This window comes from Kribbella speibonae (assembly GCF_004331375.1).
GTDB lineage: Bacteria > Actinomycetota > Actinomycetes > Propionibacteriales > Kribbellaceae > Kribbella > Kribbella sindirgiensis.
In genome coordinates this window covers 324,085-348,262 of record NZ_SJKC01000007.1, presented here as the reverse complement: position 1 = coordinate 348,262, position 24,178 = coordinate 324,085, and the positions used below count along the sequence as shown (strand labels likewise).

Sequence of the window (24,178 nt, the reverse complement as noted above, 5' to 3'; positions counted from 1 at the left end):
TCTCACCGGCCGGCGAGGGCGCCGCCGATGCCGCCGATGCTGAAGTACTTGTTCAGGGCCGCGAAGATGATTGCTGGTGGCAACAGCATGACGACGGACAGGGACATCACGGCGCCCCAGTCGACGGCGTTCTGCTGGAAGAAGGTCTGCAAGCCGATCGGGAGGGTGAAGATCGAGCTCGAGCGCAGGAAGACGAGCGCGACCAGGTAGTCGTTCCAGGCGAGCAGGAACGCGAAGATCGCGGTCGACAGGACGCCGGGCAGCGAGTTCCGCAGCACGATCTTCACGAAGGACCCGAACACCGAGCAGCCGTCGACCCAGGCCGCTTCTTCGAGGGCGTGCGGGATCGAGTCGAAGTATGCCGCCATCATCCAGGTCGCCACCGACATCGTGCTGCCGACGTACACGATCACCAGGCCGATCAGGTTGTCGGTGAGCCCCAGCCGGGCGAACAGCACGAACAGCGGGATGATCGCGGTGATGACCGGCAACGACTGGATCACGAACAGCAGCAGCGACAGACCCGAGACCGCCTTGCTGCGCCCGCGGGACAGGACGTAACCGGCCGGCGCGGCGACGATCACCGACACCAGGACGGTGGCCAGCGTGACCCCGAGGCTGTTGCCGAGCCAGATCCGGACGTCGGTGTTCGCGAACACGGTGCGGAAATTGTCGAGTGTCAACAATCCACCCGACCCGGACGGCCGCAGCGACAGCAGGAGCGTGGCCAGCACCGGGACCAGGACGACGAGTGTGATGACGACCAGGACGGCGAAACGCCACCATTGGCCGCGGGTGCCAGGCTCGTGGGAGGCGATCGAGCTCATGCGATGTCCACCTTTCGGATCTGCCGGTAGAGCGCGGTGGAGACGATCACGAGAACGAGGGTCATCAGGAAGGCGATGGCCACCCCGGGGCCGGTCTGCAGGTCCTGGAAGACCGTCCGGTACGCCAGCACGACCAGCGAGGAGGTCGCGTCGACCGGCCCGCCACCGGTGAGCAGGTAGATGGTGGGGAAGTCGTTGACGCAGAAGATCGTCATCAGGATCCAGCTGATGTACGTCGATCGCGAGATCAGCGGGAGCGTGATGTGGACGAACTGCTGCCGTCGTGACGCGCCGTCGATCCCGGCGGCCTCGTAGACCGTGGTGTCGACCGCGGCGAGCGCGGCCGACGTCATCAGCATCATGAACGGGAAGCTGACCCACACCTTGAACACGCACACCGTCACGGCCGCCAGCGTGGGGTCGGCGAGGAAGTTGACCTCGCCGAAACCGAGCTGCGCGGCGAGCGACGGGATCGGGCTGGTCGGTGTCGCGACCAGCCAGTTCCAGGCGGTGGAGGACACGACGATCGGCACGACCCAGGGCAGCATCAGCAGCACCTTGAACGCCGCCCGGCCGGGGATCTTCGTGCGCAGCAGGAGCGCCAGACCCAGGCCGGCCAGCCAGCTGCCGAAGACACCGACAACGGTGAAGACCAGCGTGAACCGGGCGGCGCTCCAGAACCGAGGGCTGGTCAGCACGTCCGCATAGTTGCCGAGGCCAACGAAATTCCCGGCGACGATCAGCGTGCCGTCGCGCACCGACTGCGACGCCGCGACCACGAGGGGGTAGGCGTTGATCAGCAGCAGGAGCACGACGCACGGGGCGACCAGCATGCTCATCGTGACCGCCGTACGGCTCAACCGGAAGCCGCGCCCCGGCGCCACCGAACTCGAGGCTCGCGGGATCGACTCCGTGGTCATCGTTTGACGACTCCCTCGAGCCCGCGCTGCAACGTCGTGAGCGCGGTCTTGGGGTCGGTCTGACCCTGCAGCATGGTCTGGGCGAACTTCGCGAGCGCCTGACCACCGTCGACCGCGGCCAGCGCTGCGAACGACGCCGTCTTCTTCGCGGCGTAGGTCTTGCAGACCGGGATCCACTTCTCGACGATCGCGACCTGGTTCGGGTCCTTGGTGTAGTAGTCCGCACTCGCGATCGACTTCAGCACCGGCACGGCCACGCCGACCGGGCTCTCCCAGTACTTGTGGATCTGGCCGAAGTAGTACGTGAGGAACGCCTCCGAGGCCTCCTGCGACGGCGTGTTCGTGTACATCATCAGATTGTTGACGAAGTACAACCCGGCGATCGTGCCGCTCGGGCTCTTCAGCGGACTCGCGACGAACAGGTTCTTGCCGGTCTTGGGCGCCTGGGCCGCGAGGCCGGGGGAGTGGATGCCGAGACCGGCCTTCCCGCTGTCCCACTGGGTGCGCAGGTTCTCGATCGTGTAGGACACCGCGCCCTTGTCGATGATGCCTTCGCCGGCGAGCTGCTGGACGAAGGTCATCGCCTCGATGTTGGCGTCGGTGACGCAGTCCGGCTTGCCGTCCGGGTCGAAGAGGCCGCCGCCGTTGTTGACCATCATCGCGACCATCGTGTGCGCGCCGAGGTTGTTGTCCGCCCCGGATCCGGTGGCGAAACCGGAGACCCCGATCTTCTTCAGCGCCTGACCGGCGGTGAGCAGTTCGTCCCAGGTGGTCGGGATCTTCGTACCGGCCTGGTCGAGCAGCGCCTTGTTGTACCAGAGCGGCCGGACGTCGGTCTGCCACGGTACGGCGACGTAGCCCTTGTCGGTCTTCATCGTGTCCAGCACGCCGGGCAGGAAGTCGTCGTACATCCCGTCCTTCTTCATCGCCTCGACGAAGTTGTCGGCGTACGCGATCGCGCCCTGCTCGGCGAACTGGAACGCCTGGAACCCGGCGCCGGAGCTGACCGCGGGACCGGTCTTCGAGGCGATCGCCGACGAGAAGGTCTGGTAGAAGCCGTTCCACTGGATGATCTGGTACGACGCCTTGCCGAACCCCTGCGCCGGCGCGTACCCGGACACGAGCTGCTTGCCCAGCGTGTTGTACGTCGGTGCTCCCCACGGCATGTCCCAGAACTTGAGCTCCCCGGACGCGTCGCCGGCCTTGCTCGCGCCGCTGTTGCCGGACACGTTGCACGCGCTCAGAGCGGCTACACCGGCGAGTCCCAGGAACCCCCGACGGGTGACCCTTCCTTGATTCATGACTGGATTCATGACTGCGCTCCTTCCGCGGCCGCCAGGGCGGCCAACGTCACCTGCACGTCGTCGTAGAGGTGATTCAGATCGGTGGATCGATCGGCCGGAGCGGTGTCGTGCAGACGCCGCAGCGTCGCGCGATGGCCGGTCTCGTAGCTGGTTGGTGCGAGTACCGCGCCGTCGGGTCCGACCGTGATCAGGCGGGCGGGCTGTGCCGTGTCGCCGGACGGAATCTGAAGCTCGACGCTTCCGTCGGAGGTCAGCAGACGAACGCAGGCCGAGGTGGGCACGGCGGAGGTGCAGACGATGCTGAAGTCGACTCTGACGCCGTCCTCGGTCGACCCCTCGGCATGCAGCGCATGAACCGATCGATGCTGAACGGTCAGCCGCCGAACCGGGCCGCGGAGCGCGCGGATCAGTGACAGCTCGGCCAGCAGAGCGCGAGTGAGATCGGCATCGGGTGCCACGATGATCCGGCACTCGATGCGGTTGCCTTCGGCAGCACGGAACCTCGGCGTGGCGAGACCGATCACCGGGTTCGAGGCCCACGGCGAATCGACGATGACTGGCGCCGTCAGCAGGTCGGCGAACTCGGCCGGCCCGGGGTCGACGACGACAACGGCGTCCGTACCTGAGTCCAGCGCGCGCCGGACTTCTGCCGGCCATTCGCCGGCACCGTCGACGACACTCACGTGCCCGGGCTCCGGGAAGGACAGCGGTAGCGTCGCGAGGGCGGCGGTCACGCTCATGCGGCGGCCTCCGTCCGGTCGGCCGAGCGGACCGCCTCGGCCGCGGCGTCGGCCACCGCGACCGTGAACCGGAGGTCGTCGACCAGCCCGTCGAGGTCGGGCGGCGACACCTCTCCGCGCACGACGGCCGCGAGCTCGAGCCACTCTGCCTCGTAACCGTTGGTCTCGCGAGGCCCGAACACCTGTGCCGTCTCGGCAGTCGTCAGGGTGCTGACGGCCGAGCCCGCATGCACGTACGACGGCGTGAACTCGGTGTGCAGCACCTGGTCGTCGGCGTACGCCTCGAGCACCCAGCGCGGCTGCCAGGTCTGGGACATCACCGCATGCAGCTCCACAAATTTGCCACCGGCAACCATCAGGATCCGGTAGCCGAACGGCGTCAGCAGCGTCGCGCTGATCACGCGGAGGTCGCCGTACCGAGGAAGCAGGGTTCGGATCAACGGCAGGTCGTGGACCGCCAGCCCCATCACGCCGGCGTGCACCAGGCCCGCGCGGATGCCCACGTCGGACAGGTCCATGGCCGGAAAGGCGGGGCGACTGGTGACCTCGGTCGCCAGGTCCTCGAACCGCGCGTTCGGTGGAAGGACGACCGACGACCGGATCGTGTGGCAGGTGGCCGGGAGGTCGCCCCAGTGCGCGACCGCGGCGCGCCAGCCCGGATCGTAGACGTGCATCGAGCCGACCAGGACGGGTACGCCGGTCTCCGCCGAGGCGGTGGCGATCGCGGCGGCCTCGTCCGCGGACATCGCCAGCGGCTTCTCACAGAGCACCGCCTTCTTCCCGGACCGGCAGGCGGCGATCACCTGCTCTGCGTGGAATCCGTGCGGACTGCAGATCGCCACCACGTCGACCAGCGGATCGCCGAGGAGCGCGTCGAGCGAAGTCGAGTACGCCGTACCCGCGGGCTGCGCGACGGCCGCCGCCACACCGGCGTCGACGTCATTGAGATGACGGACGGTGAAGTGGTCGGTGAGCCGGGCCAGGGTCGGCAGGTGGATCGCCTGCGTCACCGGGCCGGAACCCAGGAAACCGACACCGAGAGTGGACTGCATACGTGGCTCCTCACCAGGGGCGAAACCAGATCAGTCGTTCAGATTTCGGCAAACGTAAACGCCTGGTAAGGTTTCGTCAAGAGTTCGGTGACTTGATCGGGGAGGGCCTGTGGCAGGCGAGACGACACCGGCGGTCCGCGGCCCGTACCGCAGGGGTATCGAGCGTCGCGAGCGCATCGTCAGCACCGCGTCCGAAGTCTTCGGTGAACTCGGGTACGTCGGCGGTTCGCTGCGCAACATCGCCGAACGCGTCGGCGCCTCGCCGGCGACCCTGATCCAGTACTTCGGCAGCAAGGAAGGTCTGCTCGCCGCGGTACTGGAGGATTGGACGGCGCAGACCGGGCGGTCCACGCTGCCCGACAGCACCCGCGGACTCGCGTACTTCCGCCAGATGCGCGACCTGATGGAGTTTCACGTCCATCACCGCGGTCTGCTGGAGCTGTTCATCACGATCGCCGCGGAGGCGACGAACCCCAGCCATCCGGCGCGCGAGTTCATCCAGCAGCGGTACGTCAACGGGCTCGAACTGTGGAGCGGCAAGTTGCGTGAGGCGGTCGAGGACGGCGAGATCCCGGCCCTGACCGACGATCAGATCGAAGCCGACATCCGGATCCTCGTCGCCGTCCTCGACGGGCTGGAACTGCAGTGGTTACTGGGCGCGGACATCGACCTGCCGGGCCTGGTGGCAACCCACGTCGACCAGGCGATCACCCGCTGGCGAACCGGCCCAGCGAGCCCTGCCTGACACAAGGAAGCGACCCGGACCTGGGAGGTCCGGGTCGCTTCGGTGTGTTGCTAGCCGCCGTTCAGTACGTCGTACTTCGGTGCGATGCGGAAGTACTGCGGGTCGGAGAAGGTCAGCGGGACCTTGCCCAGGCTCTTGATCGCGGTGCTCGTGCCGTTGGCGTGGCCAACGGCGTACAGGTAGCCGGACTTGGTTTCCTTGTCGATGCCGAGCAGCAGCGTGCCGTTCGCGCCGCACTTGGTCGCGATCAGCTGCTCGAAGCCCTGCCAGGTCGAGCCGCGGACGACTCGGCTGGTCGGGCCGGCGTTCTCCTTGGTCGGCCAGGTGACCGTGACCAGCGTGCCGCCCCGGGTGTTCGCCAGGAAGGTCTCCGAGGTCGCGGTGCGGCCGATCAGCGCGATGCCCTTGACGGTGCTGAGGCCGCCGGCGCCGGCCGTGATGCGCCAGCCCTTGCCGTCGGACAACCAGCGCTGTGTGACGCCGTCGGCGCGCTGGCCGTAGAGCAGCGTGCGGGCCGGGCTCCCGGCGTACACCGACTGCTCGATCCAGCGGTACCCGGACCAGCCCGCGCCGATCCGGAGGTTGTTGTGCGGGTAGTGCGGGTCGAGCTGGCTCTGGCCGTCGACGACGAACGAGCTCGAGTAGAGCGCGCCGCCCATGACGGTGAGCCCGGACCGCGCCTCGCCGTTGGCGCCGACCGGTGAACCGACGAACGTGCTGATCTTCTGGACCTGGTTGGCACCGAACACGCCGGCCGTCCCCCGGACCCCGCCGATGGTGATCGGCGCGGTGGCGTTGACCATCCGGCTGGTGAACGCGCCGGTCGACGTCACCGACCCGAGCCGTAGCGCGCACGCCGCGGTGGTCGCGGTCGTGCTGCCGGACGTGGACTGTGCGGCCTGGGCCGACGGCACCATGGCCGCCCCGAGGCCCAACGCGAGCGCGCCGGCCGAGGCCAGACCTACGGTCTTACGAAACATCTGGATCGTCCTCCCCTTGAGCGGAGGCACCCCAGCCTCCGTCGTACCGCGTTGGAGTCCGGCCGCCGCCGAAAAGTTGCCGGTCGTGTTGGAGCAAAATTCCGGCCGGATCCGGGACTAAGGTGGGCGCTGACCGGGGGACGGGAAGGTGCGTATGTCGAAGCCGAAGGTGCTCGCGGCCGGGCCGGCGCTGATCCGGGCCGCGACCGCCGTGACCGAGGTGTACGAGCGGATCAGCGCGGACCTCGGGCTGACCATGCAGCAGGCGCGGTTGCTGTTCATCCTGCACCGGCAGCCGACGAACATGCTCGGGCTCGGTTCGGCGCTGCGGCTGACGAAGTCGACGATGACCGGTGTGGTGGCCCGGATGGAGACGGCGGGGCTGGTCGTGCGGGTGCCGGACGAGGCCGACCGGCGGAACTTCGTGGTGACGCCGACGGACCACGGCGCCGAGGTCGCGGAGGAGTTCGAGCGCCGGCTGCGGACCGAGGTACGGCGGATGCTGCAGGTGCTCGATCCGGCCGAGCGGGAGACGCTGGGCGCGCTCCTGACGACGGTCATCGCGGGCCACGAGGACGCCTGACGGTACGAGTTTCGGACTGATTTCGCCGAGGACCTGGTCATCGGCGGCGGTGTCGGCTACCTTCGAATTAGTACGAGATACGTACCGATAACGGAGGTGTCCGATGGCGTCCGTCAATGTGCAGCACCCGGTGGCGGTCGGTCGTCGCCGGCTCGTCGTCCTGGCCGCGGCCGCAGTAGTTGCTGTCGTGCTCAACTATCTGGTCGCGTTCGGAGCTGTCGCACTCGGCGCGGACGAGTCCTTCCGGCCGCTGACCGCGCCGGTCTTCATGCCGTTCACACTGATCGGCCTCGCGGCAGGCTTCGCCGGATGGACGGCCGTCGTACGCCGCTCCGCGCGCCCGGCAGCCGTTCTGCGCGTGCTGGTTCCCGTTGTCCTCGTGCTGTCGATGATCCCGGACCTGTTGCTCCTGGCCACCAAGTTCATCCCGGACACCTCGGGCACCGCGGTCGCGGGCCTGATGGTCATGCATGTGGTCGTGACGGCGGTCGGCGTACCTGCCTACCGGCTGGCCCGGCCCGAGAATGTAAGGGCTATGTGACGTCCATGACAGCGCTTGGGAGGCTCAGTCGACCGTGCTTCCTGGTAGACACGGGAGTGAGGACGTGTCGCCGACAGGGAAGCGGATGCGATGGTGATGGCGTGGCGGTTCGGTGCCGTTGACGTCGATGCCGTCATGTCGGTACTCCGTGACGCGGAAACCTTCGCGCAGTGGATGGTCGCCGTACCGCCGGAGCTGCGCGCCGGGCTCAACTGGCCGCAGGTGGGAAGCGTCATCCTGCGCGACGACGGGCGTGAGCCGCGCGCCCGGCACGCCCACAACCGGCAGCTGCTCGTCGCGGTCGTCGAGCGCTGGCGGCCCGACAGCGAACTCGTCGTACGACTGCGCAGTGGACTCGGCGGTTGGGTCGAGGTCGCGGTCAAGGTGCAAGCGCGCCCCGGCGGTTCGCTGATCGAGGTTCGCTCCGAACCGCTCACCGCCACGGCCCGTTTGCGCTACACCGGCACGGCCCGCGGCCGCGCCGAGGAACGCTGCGCCCAGGTCGCCGAGAACCTCATCGCCTTGGCGACCGTGGATGAACCCGAAGACTAGACCGGCTCCAGCACGATCCGTCCGAAGACCTCACCGTCCTGCATCTTCTGATGCGCCAGTACGGCGTCGTCCAGCGGCAGCTGCTCATGGATCACCAATGGCATCAGGCCGTCCGCCGCGGCGGCGAACTGCTCGGCTCTGACCGTACGGCGCTCCGCGGGCGACACCGTGTCTGCGCTGAAGGTTGCGAAGGACAAGGACTTGCGGAAGTTGGCCATCAACGCCATACCCAGATCGCCTGGTGGTGGGCCGGCGATCGCACCGACCGCGACGAGCCGGCCGTTCGGTCGCAACTTGTCGAGGAACACCGGCAGGTGCGGGCCGGCAACCACGTCGATGATCACGTTGTACGCCGGGGGAGCGGTGGCATCGCCCGCCCCGGACCGGTCCAGAACGTGCGTCGCGCCGACCTCGCGCAACAGTTCACCACGTGCCGCCGAGGAGGTGGTGACCGCGATCGCCGATGCGCCGCCCTGTGCCGCCAGGTGGACCGCGAGGATGCCGATACTTCCGGCGGCGCCACGCACCAGCACGGATTCGCCGGAGCTGAAGTGCGCGTGTTTCAAGCCGAAGTGCGCCACGACGCCGGAGCTCCCGAGCGTCACCGAACCCGCGGCGGACAAGCCGGTCGGCAGCGGTACGACGTCCTCGACGGCAGCGATCGCCTGCTCGGCGTACCCGCCGCCAAGACCCGTGAACGCCCAGACTCGTTGGCCGATCCAGGAAGTGTCCGTGTCGTGGCCGACGGCGATCACCGTTCCGGCGACCTCCGATCCGGGGACGAGACCTTCGCGGAAACCCCACGCAGCAAGGGAACCGCTGCGAATCAGCGCGTCGACACCTCCGACCCCGATCGCCTCGACCGCGACCAGCACCTCACCCGCCCTGGGCTCCGGTGCCGGTACGTCGACGACGCTCAGCCCTTCGGGACCGCCGAACGCCTTGACCACCACTGCTTTCACCTGCCGTCTCCTCTCGACTTGATCCGAGATTAAGTGGACGCACCCGTCCGGTTGGCTAGAGTGAGAGAGGTGAAGGATGGATTGCCTCAGAAACTGCGCGCCGACGCGGAGGACAACCGTGAGCGGATCCTGACCTCGGCCCGGGCCTTGTTCGCGAGTGATGGGCTGACCGTGCCGATGCGCGAGATTGCCCGGCACGCGGGGGTCGGTCCCGCGACGCTGTACCGGCGTTATCCGACCAAGCAGGCGCTGGCGACCGCGGCGTTCGCCGAACAGGTCCGTGCCTGTGAGGCGATCGTCGAAGAGGGGCTTGCGGCAACGGATCCGTGGCGCGGGTTCTGTCTGGTGATCGAGCGGATCTGCGAGCTGCACGTCCGCAATCGCGGGTTCACGGACGCGTTTCTGGCGACGTACCCCGAGGCGGTCGACAGTTCGGCGAGTCGGGAGCTGACGTTGAAGTCCGTGGCGACCCTGGCCCGGCGGGCGAAGGCCCGCGGGCAACTCCGGCGGGACTTCGAGCTGAGCGACCTCGTCATCATGCTCACCGCGCACCGGGGCCTACAGGCGTCGACGCCGGCCCGGCGCCTGGCCGCCTCACGCCGATTCGCGGCACTGACGGTCCAGGCCTTCAGCGCCTGACTTCCCGCGGTCCTCGAGTCGTGGATCTCGGCGGCCGAACGCAGCCCGGATCCACGACTCGACGTTCCCATGGCCAGCCAAACGCCACGACTCGGCGCGGCCCTGGCCCAAGCAGACACCGTCGGCCGGATAGCTCAGTCCGCGCAGCGCCGGCAGCACAGCCGGGGTTATCCCCTCGCGTGCAGGGTTCTCCCCTCGCGTACCAGCAGAGAACCCCTAACAAGAGGGGTTATCGGCTCTTGCGACTGATGTGTTCGTCGACCTGCAGCTCGACAGGTAGAGCACCAGTGAGACACCGTACGCGCGACCGCCATCACGCTCAGGTGCACTACCCAGCTGACCGACACCTCCTGTCGACCTGCCGATGCGCCGACCCCGCTGGAGGATTTCTGGCGCCCCGACGACGGTGGGGAGTGGGGACAGGTACTGGTGTCACCCCTCGTTCGTCCGACGGTGGCCGAAAACGCGTGAGGCGGTCGTGGGGTGTACCCACGACCGCCTCGGAGTGCGTGCGTTCGATCAGCCCTGGTTGTCGGGGATGTCGTCGTTCTGGCCGTCCAGTCCGTCGAGCTGGTCCTTGGCCGCGCCGACGCCCTGGTCGATCTTGTCGCCGTACTGGCCGCCGGTCTTCTCGTCGACGAAGTCGCCGGCCTTGTCCAGGCCGTCGGCGACCTTGTCACCGTGACCGTCGACCAGGTCGGCCGCCTTGTCCTTCAGGCCCTCGGCCGCGTCCTTGATGTTGTCGAATACGCCCATGTTCGTGCTCCCCGCTCAGTTTCCGTAGGTGCTGTTGTCGTTGCTGTCGCCGTCGTTCGAGGAGCCGTAGCCACCCTCCGACGAACGCTCGTCCCCGTCACCGGAGCCGTACTCGTTGCTCGACTCCTCGCGCTGGCCGTACTCGCTGCCGCTGTTGGAATCGTCGCCCGAGCCGTAGTTGCTGCCGGACTCTTCGCGCTGACCGTAGTCGCTGCCCGACTCCTCGCGCTGGCCGTAGTCGCCGCCGGATTCCCCTCCGCTGGAATCCTGCCCGAAGTCGTTGCCGCCGCTGTTCGAGTCGTCGCCGGAGCCGTAGCTGTTGCCGGAATCCTCCCGACCGCCCTGCTCGCCGTACTGGCTCTCGCCACTCTGGCTGTCGCCGTACTGGCTGTCGTTGCTCTGCTCGTCGTAAGGATTGCTCATGCGATATCTCCCCGTGAGATATGAGTTGTCAACCGCCCGGTGCCGAACGAATCCGTACGACGGGGCGGTCGTGAGCCGGATGGCACGCGCCCTTTCCTACCGGAACGTAGGATGCGGCGCAAGGACTCCGTCGCGTGTTTCGCGTGCCTTCACGAACCGGTCACTCGAGCACCCGGTCGATGATCCTGCGCAGCCGGTTGGTCGCGCGGAACTGCAGTTGTTTGACGGCTCCGTCGGTGCGATCCATCGCGGCGGCGGTCTCACTGATCGACAGCCCCGCGAAGAATCGCAGGAGTAAGCACTCGCGCTGGTCGTCCGGCAGCCGCGTGAGAGCGCTTCGCAGCGACGCCTCACTCACCGAGGCCAGTGCGGCCTGCTCGGGTCCGATGGATTCGTCGACCTGCGGGTCGACCTCGTCGGTGACGATCGCCAGCCGGCTCCAGCCGGAGCGGTGGTGGTCGATCACCACGTTCCGGGCGATGGTGACCAGCCAGGCCGCGAAGTTCAGGTGCGCCCGCGGCCGGCGGGCGATCGCGCGGAACGCCCGCAGGAACGTTTCGCTGGTCAGATCCTCGGCCGCACTGCGGGACGAGGTCTTGCTGTAGGTGTACCGGTAGATGGACGGCAGGTACCGATCGTAGAGCCGGCCGAAGGCGGCTCCGTCACCCGCTTGCGCGAGCCGGATCAGTTCGTCCTCGTCGTCGAGATCGCCGGTTACTGCGACAGTTGCGGCGGTGTGTATGGACATGTGTGAGTTACGCACCGCCTGGTGCGAAGTTGTTGATGGCCATGCGCTTCCTAAGCCCCGTTCTCAGTCAGCTACGCGGTGAACATCACGAAAAGGTTACCGAAAGTCGCCCACCGTGTCACCACCTATCCGCTGAGTGGTGGAAAACAGCGCGAAGTAGGGTGTGGCAGCTATGGAGAACGTCGACCTCAGACCGGCCGCGGCCGACGACGACGAGTTCTTGTACGACTTGCATCGCCGCGCCTTGGGCGAGGTCATCGAAGCGACCTGGGGTCCGTGGGACGACGACGTACAGCGGGAGTTCCACCGGAACTGGTTCGTGCCGGAGGCCGTCGAGATCGTCCTGGTCGGGGGCCGGCGGGCCGGAATGGTGCAGGCGGCAATGACCGATGCCGCGACGTTCTACGTCTCCCGGATCGAGATCGCACCCGAGATGCAGGGGAGCGGCGTCGGCACGGCGGTGTTGCGCGGTCTCCTCGATCGCGCCCGGGCGTCAGGCGCGCACGTCGTCGAATTGCACGTGCTGCAACGGAATCGCGCGCGTGATCTGTACGAACGCCTCGGCTTTCAGGTGGTCGGCGTGGAGCCTCCCAAGCTTCGGATGCGCTTGGTTCTGTGAGGTGCGGCCGGAAGCTGCAGCGGGCGTGACCGTGTGTTGGCGGGCGGTGCAAGATGGGGCGCATGGATCTGTCTCTCGCCACGTCGTACGACGCCTCTCCGGAGGAAGTGTTCGCGATGATCACCGACGTCACCTTCCAGGAGCAGGTGTTCCAGCGGCTGCAGGCGCAGTCCTACGACGTCGTGGTGGGCGATGACGGTGACGACCTCGCGGTTCAGCTGCACTGGCAGACGCAGGTCTCCGACGTACCAGTGGTGGCGCGCAGGTTCGTCGGGAACACGCTGGAACTCGAGCAGTCCAAGGTCTGGCATCGCCCCGACGCCGACGGCGCGCGGCTGGCCGAGGTCCGTGGAGCGCTGACCGGTGTGCCGGTGAAGCTGACCGGTACGACGCGGATCGTGCCGGAAGGGCGCGGGACCACGCAGGCGTTCGATCTGCACGTGATCGCGTCCGTCCCGGTCGTCGGCACCCGCCTCGAGCTGCTGGTCGCGGAGGCGGTCCGGGTCCGGCTGGAGAAGAAGTTCGAGGTCGCGTGGTCGTGGCTTGACGGCGCTCTCTGATGCGTCAGCCGCGCCAGTTCCAGGTGGTGATTGCCGTGCGCATCAGTTGGGCGGCGGTGGTCAGGTTGGCGTCGGCGCTCCAGAGCAGCGAGAGGGTACGGCGGCACTCGGGGTGGTCGACCGGGATGGCGGCGACGGGGTAGCTGGGTATCGAGCGGCGGGCGAAGTCGGGGTTGAAGCCGATGCCGAGGCCCGCGCGGATCAGCTCCTGGATCGCTGCGGCCTCGTCGCTCTCGCAGACGATCCGCGGCGTCACGCCGGTGTCGGCGAACAACCGCTCGAGAAGCCGGCGTTGCCAATGGCCCCTGCTGGCGATCACGAACGGCTCGTCGACGAGATCCTCGACCGTCACCGACGGACGGCCGGCCAGCGGATGGTCGACGTGCGTCACGACACGGACGGCTTCGTCGAGCAGGACCGCTGATTCCAGGCCCGCGCTCGGCACCGGCTGGGACGCGACGCAGAGGTCGATGTCCTGGGCGCGCAGTCGTCGCGGCATCTCGTCGGCGGACATCTGCTGGAGTGTGATCTCGATGGCCGGGTGCTCGCGTTTGAAGCCGGCGACCGACTCGGTCAGGGCGAGGAACGTCTCGGCGGCGAGTCGCACACTGCCCGAACCCTGCACGGTCGCTTCGGCGACGGCGCGTCGTCCGGCGTCCAGTTCGCCGAGTGCGCGTTCGGCGTACCCGCGGAAGAGGACGCCGGCGGGGTTCAGCCGGAGCCGGGCGGCCCGGTCGAACAGCGGCGTACCGAGTTCGTTCTCCAGGCGGGCGATCGTGCGGCTCAGCGACGGCTGCGCGACGTGGAGTTCGTCGGCGGCGCGGCTGAGGTGTTCGAGGCGGGCGACGACGACGAACTGGCGGAGCATGGTCAGGTCCATCATGACTCTTCCGTCATAACGAGATAGCGATATTGGTCTTGGACGCTCATAACCTCTGAATCATAGTGTCGCCAGCATGGTCAGTGGTTGGGTGTTGCGGGGCGTCGCCAGTGCGCATCTGGTGGCGATTGTCGGTCAGCCGGTGTTCGCCGGGGTCTATTTGAGTGGTGACTTCGACGGGCTGCGCATGCACGTGGTCGGCGCGGACATCGTCACCTCTCTTGGATATCTGCAGGTGATCGCAGCGGTGGTGGTGTGGGTGCGACTGCGGCAGGTCTGGCCGTTCGTCGCGTCGCTGGGGGTGGTGGTGGCCGAGACGGTCCAGTACTTCGCGGGACAGGACGGGGCGTTGTGGTTGCACCTCCCGTTGGGCGTGATGACGGTGGCGGCCGTTGTCCTGCTGTTCATCGGGGTCTGGCGGCGGCCCGTCGTACGGCGGGAGGTTGCGCATGCGTGAGCGGATGAGTCGGCGTCAGGTGCTGGGGATCGGGGGAGCGCTCGGAGTGGTGGCGCTCGGTGGGTTGTCGAGTGCCGCCGCACTGTCGCGGCGTCCGGCGTCGACTGGTGCCGTGTTGCGCAGCGCCGTACCGTTGCCGCCTGCGTTTCAGGTGCCGTTGCCGCTTCCGCCGGTGGTGTCCGGCGCTGCGATCGAGATCGTGCAGCGGGAAGTCACGGCGGAGATCCTGCCTGGTGTGCCGACCCGGTTGTGGACGTACGGCGGGACGTTCCCGGGGCCGACGATCGAGTCGCGTCGAGGACAGGCGGTCACGGTTGCCCATCGCAACGAGTTGCCGGTGCCGACCGTCGTGCACCTGCATGGCGGGCGGACACCGGCGGAGTCGGACGGATACCCGACCGACCTCGTGCTGCCCGCCGGATGGGGGCACATGAACCACGGGATGCACGATCCGCGGGCGGTGACCAGCGAGGTCACGCGGTCGTACACGTTCCCGCTGGATCAGCGGCCGACGATGCTCTGGTACCACGATCACCGGATGGACTTCACCGCGCCGGCGATCTGGCGCGGGCTGGCCGGGATGCACATCGTCCGTGACTCGACCGAGGAGTCGCTGGGGCTGCCGTCGCGCGAGCTGCCGCTGATGATCGCGGACCGGGCCTTCGCCGCCGACGGATCGTTGGCGTATCCCTCGATCGACCCGACCCTGCAGAGTCAGCCCGGTGTCCAGAAGCCTTATTTTGCTGGGGTTCTGGGTGATGTGATCCTGGTCAACGGCGCGCCCTGGCCGATGCACGAGGTCGACGGCGCGCGGTACCGGCTACGGATCCTGAACGCGTCGAATGCACGGCACTACGACCTCGAAGCGGTCCTCGACGACGGCCGCCGCCTCGACCTCGTGCAGATCGGCGCCGATCAAGGGCTGCTCCGTACGTCGGTGGTGCATCGCAACCTGCCGATCGCACCGGCCGAGCGGTACGACGTGATCGTGGATTTCGCCGACGTGCCGATCGGGAGCCGCGTGCGGATCATGAACCGGTTGGGTTCCGGGCGTACACGGGAGGTGATGGCGTTCAGCGTCGTACGGAAGGCGGCGGACAGCAGCCGGATCCCGGAGGTGCTGTCCGACGATCTCCCGCAATGGCAGCGGTCGGAGGCTGTCCGGGTGCGGGACTTCTCCTTCCGTGCCGGGCAGATGGGCGACGGTCATGGCTGGCTGATCGGCGGGCAGCCGTTCGCGCCGGATCGCACGGACGTCACCACGCGGCTCGGCGACGTGGAGATCTGGCGGTTGGTCGCCGACGTCCACCACCCCGTCCACCTGCACCTCGTCGGCTTCCGGGTGCTGTCACGCGGCGGGCGCGCCCCCTTGCCGCACGACGCGGGTCTCAAGGACACCGTGTCGCTGCGGCCGGGGGAGTCCGCCGAGATCATCACCCGCTTCGACGGCTACCGCGGGCGCTACCTCTTCCACTGCCACAACGCCGAACACGAGGACATGGGCATGATGGCCAACCTCGAAATCACCTGATCCCCGAGGTTATTCGCGCCAACCGGTGAGGTCGACGGACTTGCCGGTGTCCACGCGGAACGCGAGTTTGACGGTGGTTTCGGTGTCGGGCGCGAGATCGAGTTTCCAGGTGACGACGCCCAGGTCGGTGGTTTCGGCCGGTTCGGGGTCGGCGGTCAGCCGCTTGACGGTGATCTCGTGGTCGCGGGCGACCGGGAACTGGTCGAGCACCGTGATCCGGGCGGTCCGCGGCGTGTGGTTCTCGATCTTCGTCTCGTACTCGACCTGCCGCCGGCGCGTCGACCCGAGCGTCGCCTTCGTCGCGTCCCGCCGTACCAGCTTCCGCTCGACCCGGATGCGGTCGTCCAGGCCGAGGGCGAGCTCGACGTCCTCGCCGGCCGCCCACAACGGCAGTGCGGCCGAGCCGACGAAGTCCGCCTCGTGGAAGACCGCGGCCTTCCCGGCGGGGAGCGTGTGGACGGACGAGTTCACCACGGTGGCCCGCAGATGGACGTCGGTCGATCGCACCGGCGCCGTGATGTAGTCCAGGTCGGCGTCGAGTTCGATCGCGGCGATCGTCGCGCGGTGCGTCGCGCCGTCGGCCGGTACGGCGACGGGCCGCGGCGGGGTGTACGTCGCCGCGGTCACGCCTTGTTCGACGGTTGCGTCGAGGTCCGCGAAGTCGGCGCGCTGGAGGCCCTCGGCGAACGCGGACTGCGGTGTCACCGTGCCGCGGTACGGCGCGGCGGCGGGCGCTGCGACCGGCATCGGCGGGTGGGGGTGGGCGCGATCGAGGTACCAGGCGTCGAGCTCGGGTACCTTCGCGGTCACGGTCGGCCGGGCCGTTGACAAGGTGAGGTCGCACTCGGGCCAGTCCTCGCCGGTGTACTGCGTGATCAGCCCGTACCAGCTCAACGTCAGCCGATCACCCGTGAGACGGACGTCGTACGAGCTGGTCCATCCCGCGGCGGGCACGATGTACGAGAGTTCGATCTCGACCTCGACCTCGGCCTCGGACTCCAGCGCCAGCGAGACGGCCGCGGTCAGCCGGTCCGGCGCTCGCTTCTCCTTGAGCGCAGCGAGCCGGCGGTCGACCGCGGCAAGCCGCTCCTCCACCTCACGTCGTTGCACAGTCAGCTCCCGACGCGTCGCCCGTACGGCGGACAACCGGCCCGCGAGCGACTCCGTGAAACCACCGAGCTCGGCCCCCTGATCGCCCGAGGCCAGCGTGCGCGCGAAACTCCCACCGGCGCGCTTCGCCAGCTGTCCGAGGAACGTCTCGAGCTGCACCTGTACGTCGTCCGCGTCACCAAGTGCCGCGATCTCGTCCTGCGCCGCGCGCTGGGCCCGCTTGAGCTCGGCGACCGTCTCGTCCGGTGCCTGCGGGTGATACCGCGTCGCAACGTCAACCCCGAGAACTGTCGCCGGCCCTCGTCCCGACACCCGGACCGAGTCCTGCTCCAGCAACAGCGGGAGCGGCTCGACGTACACCACCTGATCCCCGCCCGGCACCGTGATCCGCCCGCGGCGGGTGACCCGCGCCCGATCCGGATAGACGGTCACAGCGACAACCGGCGCCTCCACCACAAGCTCACTCATGTCCCGACAGTAAGCCAGCGGAAGGGTCGGGTGATTAGCGTTAAAAGTTCTGTGCGGGCATCAGGCCTTGACGGGTCGTGCTCCGACTCAGTAGCTTGCAGGCGTTGTTTTTAACGTTAATATCCGGGAGGTCGAGATGGCGCCGGTGCCGCATGGGCATGTGACGCTCGCGCAGGTCGCGCAGCGGGCCGGGGTGTCGGCGCAGTCGGTGTCGAACGCGCTGAACAACCCGGATCGGCTCGCGCCCGAGACCCGGAAGCGGATCCTGGCCGCTGTCGAGGAGCTGGGCTACGAACCGAACCTCTCGGCCCGCGCGCTCCGCAACCGGAGCTCGTCGCTGATCGCCTTCAAGATGCGCCCGTCCCGCCCGGACAAGGCCTCGCTCCTGATGGACGACTTTCTGTACGTACTGAACGCGGCCGCCGTCGAGGCCGGCTACCACCTCATCCTGTGCCACGCCGAGGACGGCCCGGCCGGCGAGATCAAGGCGTACCGGGATCTGCTGAAGAAGACCTCGATCGACGCTTTCGTCCTGGCCGAGACGCATCACAACGACGACCGGGTCGCCGCGCTGCGCTCCTGGGGCGTGCCGTTCGCCTCGTTTGGGCGCTCCTGGGACGGCGACGACAGCCTGGCGTGGGTCGACGTCGACGGCCGCGCCGGCACCCGTGCCGCGACCGACCACGTGGCGGCGCAAGGACACACGCGGATCGGTCACCTCGGTTGGCTCGCGGAGTCCGAGCTCGGTCAGGACCGCCGCGCAGGATGGCTCGACGCCTGTCGCGAGCGGAAACTCGAGACCGACCTGCAGGCCGCGGTCGTGGACTCGCTCGAAGCCGGTTGTCAGGCCGCCCACCGGATGCTCGACGCCTCGCGGCCCGCGACCGCGCTGGTCTGCGCCTCCGACACCCTCGCGCTCGGCGTCATGCGGGCGCTGCACGAACGAGGTCTGCGCCCCGGGGTCGATGTCGCGATCACCGGGTACGACGACTCGCCGACCGCCGCCCTGGTGAGTCCGGGACTGACCACCCTGCGCCAGCCGATCGACGAGGTCGGACGGCAGCTGATCCAGGCCATCGACAACCTGATGGCCGGCGACCCCCGTACGCCGCAACACGTCCTGCTCGCACCGGAACTGGTGGTCCGCGGATCCAGCCTGCCCGGACCCCGGCCGCGTACCTCCTGAAGGGACCACAGATGAGGCACGGAACCAGACTGCTAGCGGTGCTAGGCGCCGTAGCGCTCGTGGTGACCGCAGTAATCTCCGCCCCGGCCGCACCAGCGGCCGCCCCGCCCGCCAATCCGTTCGTGGTGAACGTCGAGAACCTCCCGAACGGCCGCGGAGTCGGCGGTGCGATGGATCTGACGTCGTACGGCGACCTGGACTGGGTCCACGTCACGGGTACGGGCATCGACCGCAAGGCCGGCGTACCGCAGACGCTCACGGTCGACGACCTGAACCCCGACGGCGGACGGACCACCCTCGACGACAGCCCGATCTCGTTCGGATGGTCCGACGGCGCATCCCCGGCCGCGGGGATCACTACGGGAGGCGTGTTCAACTACGACACGACGACCGTGGGCGACACGACGGCCCATGACGCCGGCTACCGGATCACTGTTCCGGCCGCGGACTCGCCACGACGACTGGTGTTCGTGGGTGGGATCTGGCAGGCCACCGGAACCGTCACGGTCGCGGCGGTCGACGGCAGCGGTACGGCGTACTCCACGCAGATCAACGCGAGCGGTACGGCGGCCGCCAAGCGCTACACCGTGACGATCCGCGCCGGAGAGGGCGTCGTCGTGACGGGCAGGTTCGCGAGCAAACTCCAGGCGGCAGGCAACCTGTCCCTGTCGGCTGCGACACTGTCGACGCTCGGGTCGGGTCTCACGGCGACCGCGGTCCCGCCCTCGATGAACCTGACGGCTGAGGGCGTCGACGACTGGTTGCACCTGGACGGATCGACGATCAACCGTCGCGCCGGCGTTCCGGACCCGACGCCACGGCTCGCGGTCGCGAACCGGCAGCCGGGAGGCGCGATCGGGGCGCAGAACGACAACCCGGTGAGCTATTCGTGGACGAACGGTACGCCGACCGCGTCCGAGCCGGGCACACGGCACGGCGGGATCTTCTTCGCCGACGGCGCCAACACCGACGTCGACCTCACCGCGCCGTACGGGTACGACCTCACGGTCCCGGCGGCAGCGGAACGTCGTACGCTGCGCTTCGTCTCCGGGGTCTGGCGGGCCTCGGCGAAGATCTCGGTCTCCGTCAACGGAGCGCCGGCCTTCACGAACACAGATCTGGTCAGCACCGATCCGTCGGTCACCCGGTTGTTCGAACTCGACCTGAAGGCCGGCGAGTCCGCTCAGATCAGTGCGCAGCTCACTCGCAAGACGCATGCCTCCGGCAACGTCACGTTGGCCGGCGCGGTGCTGACGTCGGCGAGCAATGACCGGCAGCTGATCCAGAACACGCTCGCCGAGGCGGCAGCGGCTGATGTGTACGCCGCTAGCGCCGCGGCGCAACGTCAACTGGACAACGAGATCGCGGCGGCGACGGCGACGCTCGGCAGCGCGTCGCAGGACCAGCTGCGACTGGCGTACGTGTTCCTCCAGGCGGCGCTCGACGAGGCGCTGGCGTCCGCGGCGAACGCGCAGTACACGTCGGTGACGAACCCGGGTCTGACCTCGTCGTTCGGTTGGGAGGGTGATCTGAACGCGCCGATCGCCTTCATCGACGGCAGCTACCGGCTGCGCAGCCGGGGCGACGCGATGATCACGTTCGGGGTGCCGAACGTCCCGGGGAAGATCAAGTGGTCCAACGCGGAGGGGTACCTGCCCGCGTTTGTCAGCGAGTACTCGAAGGACGGGCTCGGGATCAAGGTCGAGAACTTCGCCGACCTGGTCGTTGTCGGCGGCAACCGGTTCGAGGTCGCGTACTCGCGGATGACGGTCACCAACACCACCGCCTCGGCCGCCCGCCTGCCGCGGGTGTCGAGTCTGCTGACGGCTTTGAACGATGCGGGTACGATGGTCGGCGCCGGGCAGACCGTCGTACGCGACTATGCGGTGGCTGCCGATCGGTTCGGCGGCACGTACGACTGGCCGACCGCGGTGCAGCTGCAGCAGCTCGGTGGGTTCGATCAGCACTACCGGCACATGCGCCAGTACTGGAACAACCGGCTGTCGGCGATCGCGAACATCACGGACCTGCCGGACAAACGATTGATCAACGCGTACAAGGCCGGCTACATCTACACGCTGATCATCCGGGACGACATCAACGGCGCGAAGGAACTGCACGTCGGCGAGAACGGGTACGACGAGATGTTCGACCACGACACGATCGGCATCGTGTCGACGCTGCTGACGCTCGGCGACTTCACCTACGCTCGCGACTACCTGTCGACGCTGCCGGCGCAACTGCAGTACGACGACGCGAAGTGGAAGTACAGCTGGCCGTACGCCCTGTACCTGCAGCGCACCGGCGACAAGGACTTCATCCGCAGCCGGTTCGAGACGATCAAGAAGAACACCCACACGATCGAGACCGACCGGATCGACGGCGGCACCGGGATCATCAAGCAGACCGACGCGATCGACTCCCACGGGTACTGGACGATCGACAACTGGTCCGCGCTGACCGGCCTCACGACGTACCGCTATCTCGCCACGGCACTGGGGGAGACCGCGGAGGCCACGTGGGCGCAGGCGGAGTACGACGACCTGCTGAAGGTGGCGACCGCACGGATCGATCAGACGATGAAGCAGTACGGGCTGGACTACATCCCGATCTCGATGGTCGAACCGAACGAGACCGGTCCGCGGAAGGATCCGCGGGACGCCAACTGGGCCTCGATGTTCCTGTTCGGGCGGTGGGCCTGGGACGGGTACCTGTTCGGCGCCGCGCAGAGCGGGACGATGTTCGACAAGATCGACGACACGTACACGCACGGGTTCGAGCGGCGCAAGGACGTCTCGGACACGATCTACAACTTCGGCGGGTATCCGCACGGGTACTTCTCGAGCGCGTACAACGCCGGGTACGGCAGCGCCGCGCTGCGGGGCGAGGAGTACCGCGATCTGGGGATCAAGTCGTACCAGTACATGATCGACAAGACGATGAGCGGGCCGTTCGGGTGGTGGGAAGGCGTCGACTACCCGAGCGCCGACTCGCCGTGGAACATCGACCACGCCCGCGGCGGCGGGGGATCGAACCAGCACATGTGGGGCCAGTCGACCGCGACCAAGGTCCTGTTCGACTCGCTGATCGCGGAGAGGTCCGACGGCACGGTGATCATCGGGCGCGGCGTCCCGAACGAGTGGATCCGCACCCGGCAGAAGATCGGCCTGGAGAGCTACCCGGTCACCAACGGCGGCCGCGTCGGTTACCAGCTCACGACCGCCGGCAAAACCGTGACACTCCAACTCACCGGCGACACCTCCCGGCCGACCGGCTACAGCCTCGAACTCCCGGCCCTCCGCAACAACATCGCCCACGTCACCGCCAAGGGCGCAACCATCAACCAAACTGCAGGCACCATCCACCTCCCGCGCGGCACCACCCGCGTGACAGTAGTCCTCCGCCACACCCTGTAGGACCCGTCCGCTGGCGGGTTATGTGTTAACCCGCCAGCGCGGCGAATCAGAAGGTGAGGTGGATGGGGGTTCCGGCGGGGACACCCGGGTGGTGGAGCCAGAGGATGCCATTGTCGTAGTGCGTGGTTGCGCCGGTGACATTGGTGGGCTCGGAGGGGACGCGTACGGCGGTGGTTACCTGTACTCCCGCGGGTGCCTCGCAGGTGAAGGTGATGGTGGATTTGTCTTGGTGCCAGTCGACTACGCGGCCGGCGGAAGCCAACACGGGTTCGTTGTCGTACGTGAGGTCGCGGAGCCAGGTCAGTTCGCCAGGGCCGAGTTCGCGGCGCGTGACGACAGGCAGTTGCGGGTCGAGGAGGTCGAGATAGGTGCCTTCGACAACATGTGAGCCGCCGGCCTCCTCCAGTACGGCGCCGATGAGGTAGGGGCCGCGCTGCACCGACAGCCAGTTGGTCGACTCCCAGGTGCCGCCGGCCAGCTCTCGGATCGCCGCGACCAGCTCGGCAGCGCGCTCGGGTGATTCGGTGAAGTCCGCCGGGCGGGACGGGAGGAACCGGACCCGTCCCTGACCGATCGGCTGCACACCGTCGTGCTTGCGATCCGCCCCGAGTGCCTCCGCCAGATGGTCGGCGCAGGTGTCGTACCGGCCCGTCCACCAGGAGCGGATCTCGTGGTACGGGTCAGCGCCGTCGCCGACGTACAGCAGGCTGCCGCCGCGGTTGACCCACCCGGCCAGCGCGTAATGGATGCCCGGGGCAAGAGGTTTCTGGAACTCGTAGCTCAGGACGAGTACGTCGACGTCGTCCAGCGCGTCGGGGGTGTCGATCACGTTCTCGAGCTGGACCGGGCAGACCCGCTGACCGTCGTACAGCGGCGGCAACGCGAGACCGTAGAAGTCGGAGAAGTGCAGTTGCTCGCGACCCTCGAGTGCCAACGCGTCCTGCAGACCGTCGTAATGCCCGCTCTCGCCACCAGGTGCCCAGCGCTGGAACATGGCTGTGTCCGAGAGCGCGATCCCGATCCGCGGGCCTTCCTGAGCCCACTGCACCTCGGGCTGGTCGAGGTCGCGCAGGCTGTTCATCGCGATCAGGTAGCTGGTGGCGGTGTCGGGCGGGATGAGTTCGCGTTCGGTGGATCCTTCCCGCAGGTACGGGCGGTTGAAGATCCGGTGCGGCCACGGCGCCACCTCGTAGCGCGCGACACCCGGGTGCAGCAGCGACGCGATGAGGGTGCGCTGCCAGTTGGCGAGGTAGTCCTCCCAGGTACGGTCCGGGTGGTCCTCGATCGGGTCGTGCAGGAACCACATCCGCCGGTCCGTACCGCGGGTGAGGTCCTGCGCGATGCCGTACTCCAGGTACGCCGTCTCGAACGTGCGCTCGGCGACCTTCCCGGCGTACACGTTGGGCGTGCGGGACGTACCGGTCCACACCTGCGCGATCGCTCCGTCGATCGAGGGCAGGGTCCGCAGGCGGGACTCGGGACTGATGATCTGCCACTGCGTGTAGTTCAGAAGGCTGTGCGTCGGCACGTAGAAACGCACCTGCCGACCTTGCTGGAGAGCCTCGTCGCGCAGCACGGAGGTGACGCGGTCGAGGCTGCGCGAGAGCAGGTGCTGCTTGAGCTGCCCGGAACGGAAGTGCGCTTCGGGCGTGCTGTGCGGAGGCTGCCACGGCTCGTTGAAGAAGGCCTGCCACTCGCGCTTGAACGACTCCGAGTAGCCGGCACGCGCCCAGAACTCCGGCTCCTCGAGATGGATGCCCTCGACCCCGAGTTCGATGATCGGGCGGAGCTTCTGCACCAGGTACTCGGTGAACGTGAAGGTCGGGACCATGTACGGGATGTCGGTGCTCTCCCCGTGCAGGATCGGCGACCCGTCACCCGCGGTCTGCGCGTCGTCCCAATGGCCGGAGCCGTCCCATCTCCCGTCGAGGTAGTCCTGGTACGTACCCCACGAGATCCCGGTCATCAGATGCACGCGATACCCGGCGTCACGCCAGCGCGCGATCCGCTGCGGTGTCGTCTCGTTGAGCCCGTACACCATCACGAAGTCGGTACGGAGGTCGATTGATTCGTCGTACGGCGCCTGCTCCTGAAAGCCTGTCAGCTCGCCGTCTTTACCGGTGCTGTTCGCCATACGTCCACCCTCTCCGGTCCGCGACACCGTACGCCAGGGTGGCGT

The 24,178-nt window shown here is 68.0% G+C and carries 24 protein-coding genes; 11 read left to right on the top strand and 13 right to left on the bottom strand.

The window, feature by feature from the left end:
- Positions 1–2: 2 nt before the first annotated feature.
- The 5 genes from E0H92_RS38360 to E0H92_RS38340 are packed head-to-tail and all read right to left on the bottom strand — an operon-like array spanning position 3 to position 4,843.
- Positions 3–827 (bottom strand): carbohydrate ABC transporter permease, encoded by an 825-nt coding sequence (locus E0H92_RS38360; RefSeq protein WP_131499742.1) that lies wholly within the window; start codon positions 825–827, stop codon positions 3–5.
- Positions 824–1,747 carry a carbohydrate ABC transporter permease gene (locus E0H92_RS38355; RefSeq protein WP_131499741.1) on the bottom strand — a complete coding sequence of 308 codons (924 nt, stop codon included), beginning with the start codon at positions 1,745–1,747 and terminating at the stop codon, positions 824–826. Before E0H92_RS38355 ends, E0H92_RS38360 begins: the two co-directional genes overlap by 4 nt.
- Positions 1,744–3,060: an ABC transporter substrate-binding protein gene (locus tag E0H92_RS38350; protein ID WP_131499740.1), complete on the bottom strand. Its 1,317-nt coding sequence runs from the start codon at positions 3,058–3,060 to the stop codon at positions 1,744–1,746. Before E0H92_RS38350 ends, E0H92_RS38355 begins: the two co-directional genes overlap by 4 nt.
- Positions 3,057–3,791, bottom strand: coding sequence for a hypothetical protein (locus tag E0H92_RS38345; RefSeq protein WP_131499739.1), 735 nt, complete (start codon positions 3,789–3,791; stop codon positions 3,057–3,059). Before E0H92_RS38345 ends, E0H92_RS38350 begins: the two co-directional genes overlap by 4 nt.
- On the bottom strand, positions 3,788–4,843 hold the full coding sequence (locus E0H92_RS38340) for a Gfo/Idh/MocA family protein (protein ID WP_131499738.1): 1,056 nt from the start codon (positions 4,841–4,843) through the stop codon (positions 3,788–3,790). Before E0H92_RS38340 ends, E0H92_RS38345 begins: the two co-directional genes overlap by 4 nt.
- Positions 4,844–4,952: 109 nt before the next feature.
- On the opposite strand from E0H92_RS38340, the gene E0H92_RS38335 reads away from it, so the two are divergent.
- A complete protein-coding gene (locus tag E0H92_RS38335; RefSeq protein WP_131499737.1) occupies positions 4,953–5,588 on the top strand; it encodes a TetR/AcrR family transcriptional regulator in 636 nt (211 codons plus the stop codon).
- A 50-nt stretch (positions 5,589–5,638) separates the two neighbouring features.
- Here E0H92_RS38335 and E0H92_RS38330 read toward each other — a convergent pair whose 3' ends face one another.
- On the bottom strand, positions 5,639–6,568 hold the full coding sequence (locus E0H92_RS38330; protein WP_131499736.1) for a hypothetical protein: 930 nt from the start codon (positions 6,566–6,568) through the stop codon (positions 5,639–5,641).
- A gap of 154 nt (positions 6,569–6,722) precedes the next feature.
- Here E0H92_RS38330 and E0H92_RS38325 point away from each other — a divergent pair, with 154 nt between their 5' ends.
- From E0H92_RS38325 to E0H92_RS38315, 3 genes are all read left to right on the top strand, one after another.
- Positions 6,723–7,151: a MarR family winged helix-turn-helix transcriptional regulator gene (locus E0H92_RS38325; RefSeq protein ID WP_131461126.1), complete on the top strand. Its 429-nt coding sequence runs from the start codon at positions 6,723–6,725 to the stop codon at positions 7,149–7,151.
- A 103-nt stretch (positions 7,152–7,254) separates the two neighbouring features.
- Positions 7,255–7,692: a DUF6069 family protein gene (locus E0H92_RS38320; protein WP_131499735.1), complete on the top strand. Its 438-nt coding sequence runs from the start codon at positions 7,255–7,257 to the stop codon at positions 7,690–7,692.
- Between the two features lie 135 nt (positions 7,693–7,827).
- Positions 7,828–8,244 (top strand): hypothetical protein, encoded by a 417-nt coding sequence (locus E0H92_RS38315; protein ID WP_131461128.1) that lies wholly within the window; start codon positions 7,828–7,830, stop codon positions 8,242–8,244.
- On the opposite strand, the gene E0H92_RS38310 is transcribed toward E0H92_RS38315, so the two are convergent.
- Positions 8,241–9,206: a zinc-binding dehydrogenase gene (locus E0H92_RS38310; protein WP_131499734.1), complete on the bottom strand. Its 966-nt coding sequence runs from the start codon at positions 9,204–9,206 to the stop codon at positions 8,241–8,243. The two genes, E0H92_RS38315 and E0H92_RS38310, sit on opposite strands and share 4 nt — an antisense overlap.
- A gap of 69 nt (positions 9,207–9,275) precedes the next feature.
- Here E0H92_RS38310 and E0H92_RS38305 point away from each other — a divergent pair, with 69 nt between their 5' ends.
- Positions 9,276–9,845 carry a TetR/AcrR family transcriptional regulator gene (locus tag E0H92_RS38305; protein WP_202874034.1) on the top strand — a complete coding sequence of 190 codons (570 nt, stop codon included), beginning with the start codon at positions 9,276–9,278 and terminating at the stop codon, positions 9,843–9,845.
- Between the two features lie 519 nt (positions 9,846–10,364).
- Here E0H92_RS38305 and E0H92_RS38300 read toward each other — a convergent pair.
- The 3 genes from E0H92_RS38300 to E0H92_RS38290 all read right to left on the bottom strand — a co-directional run bounded on the left by E0H92_RS38300 (position 10,365) and on the right by E0H92_RS38290 (position 11,772).
- Positions 10,365–10,601 carry an antitoxin gene (locus tag E0H92_RS38300; RefSeq protein WP_131461130.1) on the bottom strand — a complete coding sequence of 79 codons (237 nt, stop codon included), beginning with the start codon at positions 10,599–10,601 and terminating at the stop codon, positions 10,365–10,367.
- A gap of 15 nt (positions 10,602–10,616) precedes the next feature.
- A complete protein-coding gene (locus E0H92_RS38295; protein WP_131461131.1) occupies positions 10,617–11,024 on the bottom strand; it encodes a hypothetical protein in 408 nt (135 codons plus the stop codon).
- Positions 11,025–11,184: 160 nt separating this feature from the next.
- Entirely contained in the window at positions 11,185–11,772 is a 588-nt protein-coding gene (locus tag E0H92_RS38290; protein WP_131461132.1) for a sigma-70 family RNA polymerase sigma factor, read from the bottom strand.
- A gap of 172 nt (positions 11,773–11,944) precedes the next feature.
- Between E0H92_RS38290 and E0H92_RS38285 the strand changes: the two genes are divergently transcribed.
- A complete protein-coding gene (locus tag E0H92_RS38285; RefSeq protein WP_131461133.1) occupies positions 11,945–12,391 on the top strand; it encodes a GNAT family N-acetyltransferase in 447 nt (148 codons plus the stop codon).
- Positions 12,392–12,453: 62 nt separating this feature from the next.
- The gene (locus tag E0H92_RS38280) at positions 12,454–12,951 is read left to right on the top strand and encodes a DUF2505 domain-containing protein (RefSeq protein WP_165550225.1); all 498 of its coding nucleotides are present in this window, start codon (positions 12,454–12,456) and stop codon (positions 12,949–12,951) included.
- A gap of 4 nt (positions 12,952–12,955) precedes the next feature.
- Here the strand turns inward: E0H92_RS38280 and E0H92_RS38275 are convergent, their stop codons facing one another.
- Positions 12,956–13,834 (bottom strand): LysR family transcriptional regulator, encoded by an 879-nt coding sequence (locus tag E0H92_RS38275; protein WP_202874033.1) that lies wholly within the window; start codon positions 13,832–13,834, stop codon positions 12,956–12,958.
- Positions 13,835–13,907: 73 nt separating this feature from the next.
- Here E0H92_RS38275 and E0H92_RS38270 point away from each other — a divergent pair, with 73 nt between their 5' ends.
- Positions 13,908–14,288, top strand: a complete 381-nt coding sequence (locus E0H92_RS38270) for a hypothetical protein (protein ID WP_131499732.1) — start codon at positions 13,908–13,910, stop codon at positions 14,286–14,288.
- Entirely contained in the window at positions 14,281–15,819 is a 1,539-nt protein-coding gene (locus tag E0H92_RS38265; RefSeq protein ID WP_131499731.1) for a multicopper oxidase family protein, read from the top strand. The genes E0H92_RS38270 and E0H92_RS38265 overlap by 8 nt, the downstream gene beginning before the upstream one ends.
- Positions 15,820–15,828: 9 nt before the next feature.
- Here the strand turns inward: E0H92_RS38265 and E0H92_RS38260 are convergent, their stop codons facing one another.
- Entirely contained in the window at positions 15,829–17,397 is a 1,569-nt protein-coding gene (locus E0H92_RS38260) for a mucoidy inhibitor MuiA family protein (RefSeq protein WP_131461137.1), read from the bottom strand.
- Between the two features lie 136 nt (positions 17,398–17,533).
- Here E0H92_RS38260 and E0H92_RS38255 point away from each other — a divergent pair, with 136 nt between their 5' ends.
- Complete coding sequence (locus E0H92_RS38255) at positions 17,534–18,583, top strand: LacI family DNA-binding transcriptional regulator (protein ID WP_131461138.1); 1,050 nt, start codon at positions 17,534–17,536, stop codon at positions 18,581–18,583.
- An 11-nt stretch (positions 18,584–18,594) separates the two neighbouring features.
- Positions 18,595–21,999: a sugar-binding protein gene (locus tag E0H92_RS38250; protein WP_131499730.1), complete on the top strand. Its 3,405-nt coding sequence runs from the start codon at positions 18,595–18,597 to the stop codon at positions 21,997–21,999.
- A 46-nt stretch (positions 22,000–22,045) separates the two neighbouring features.
- Here the strand turns inward: E0H92_RS38250 and E0H92_RS38245 are convergent, their stop codons facing one another.
- On the bottom strand, positions 22,046–24,133 hold the full coding sequence (locus E0H92_RS38245) for a hypothetical protein (RefSeq protein ID WP_131461140.1): 2,088 nt from the start codon (positions 24,131–24,133) through the stop codon (positions 22,046–22,048).
- Between the last annotated feature and the right edge of the window lie 45 nt (positions 24,134–24,178).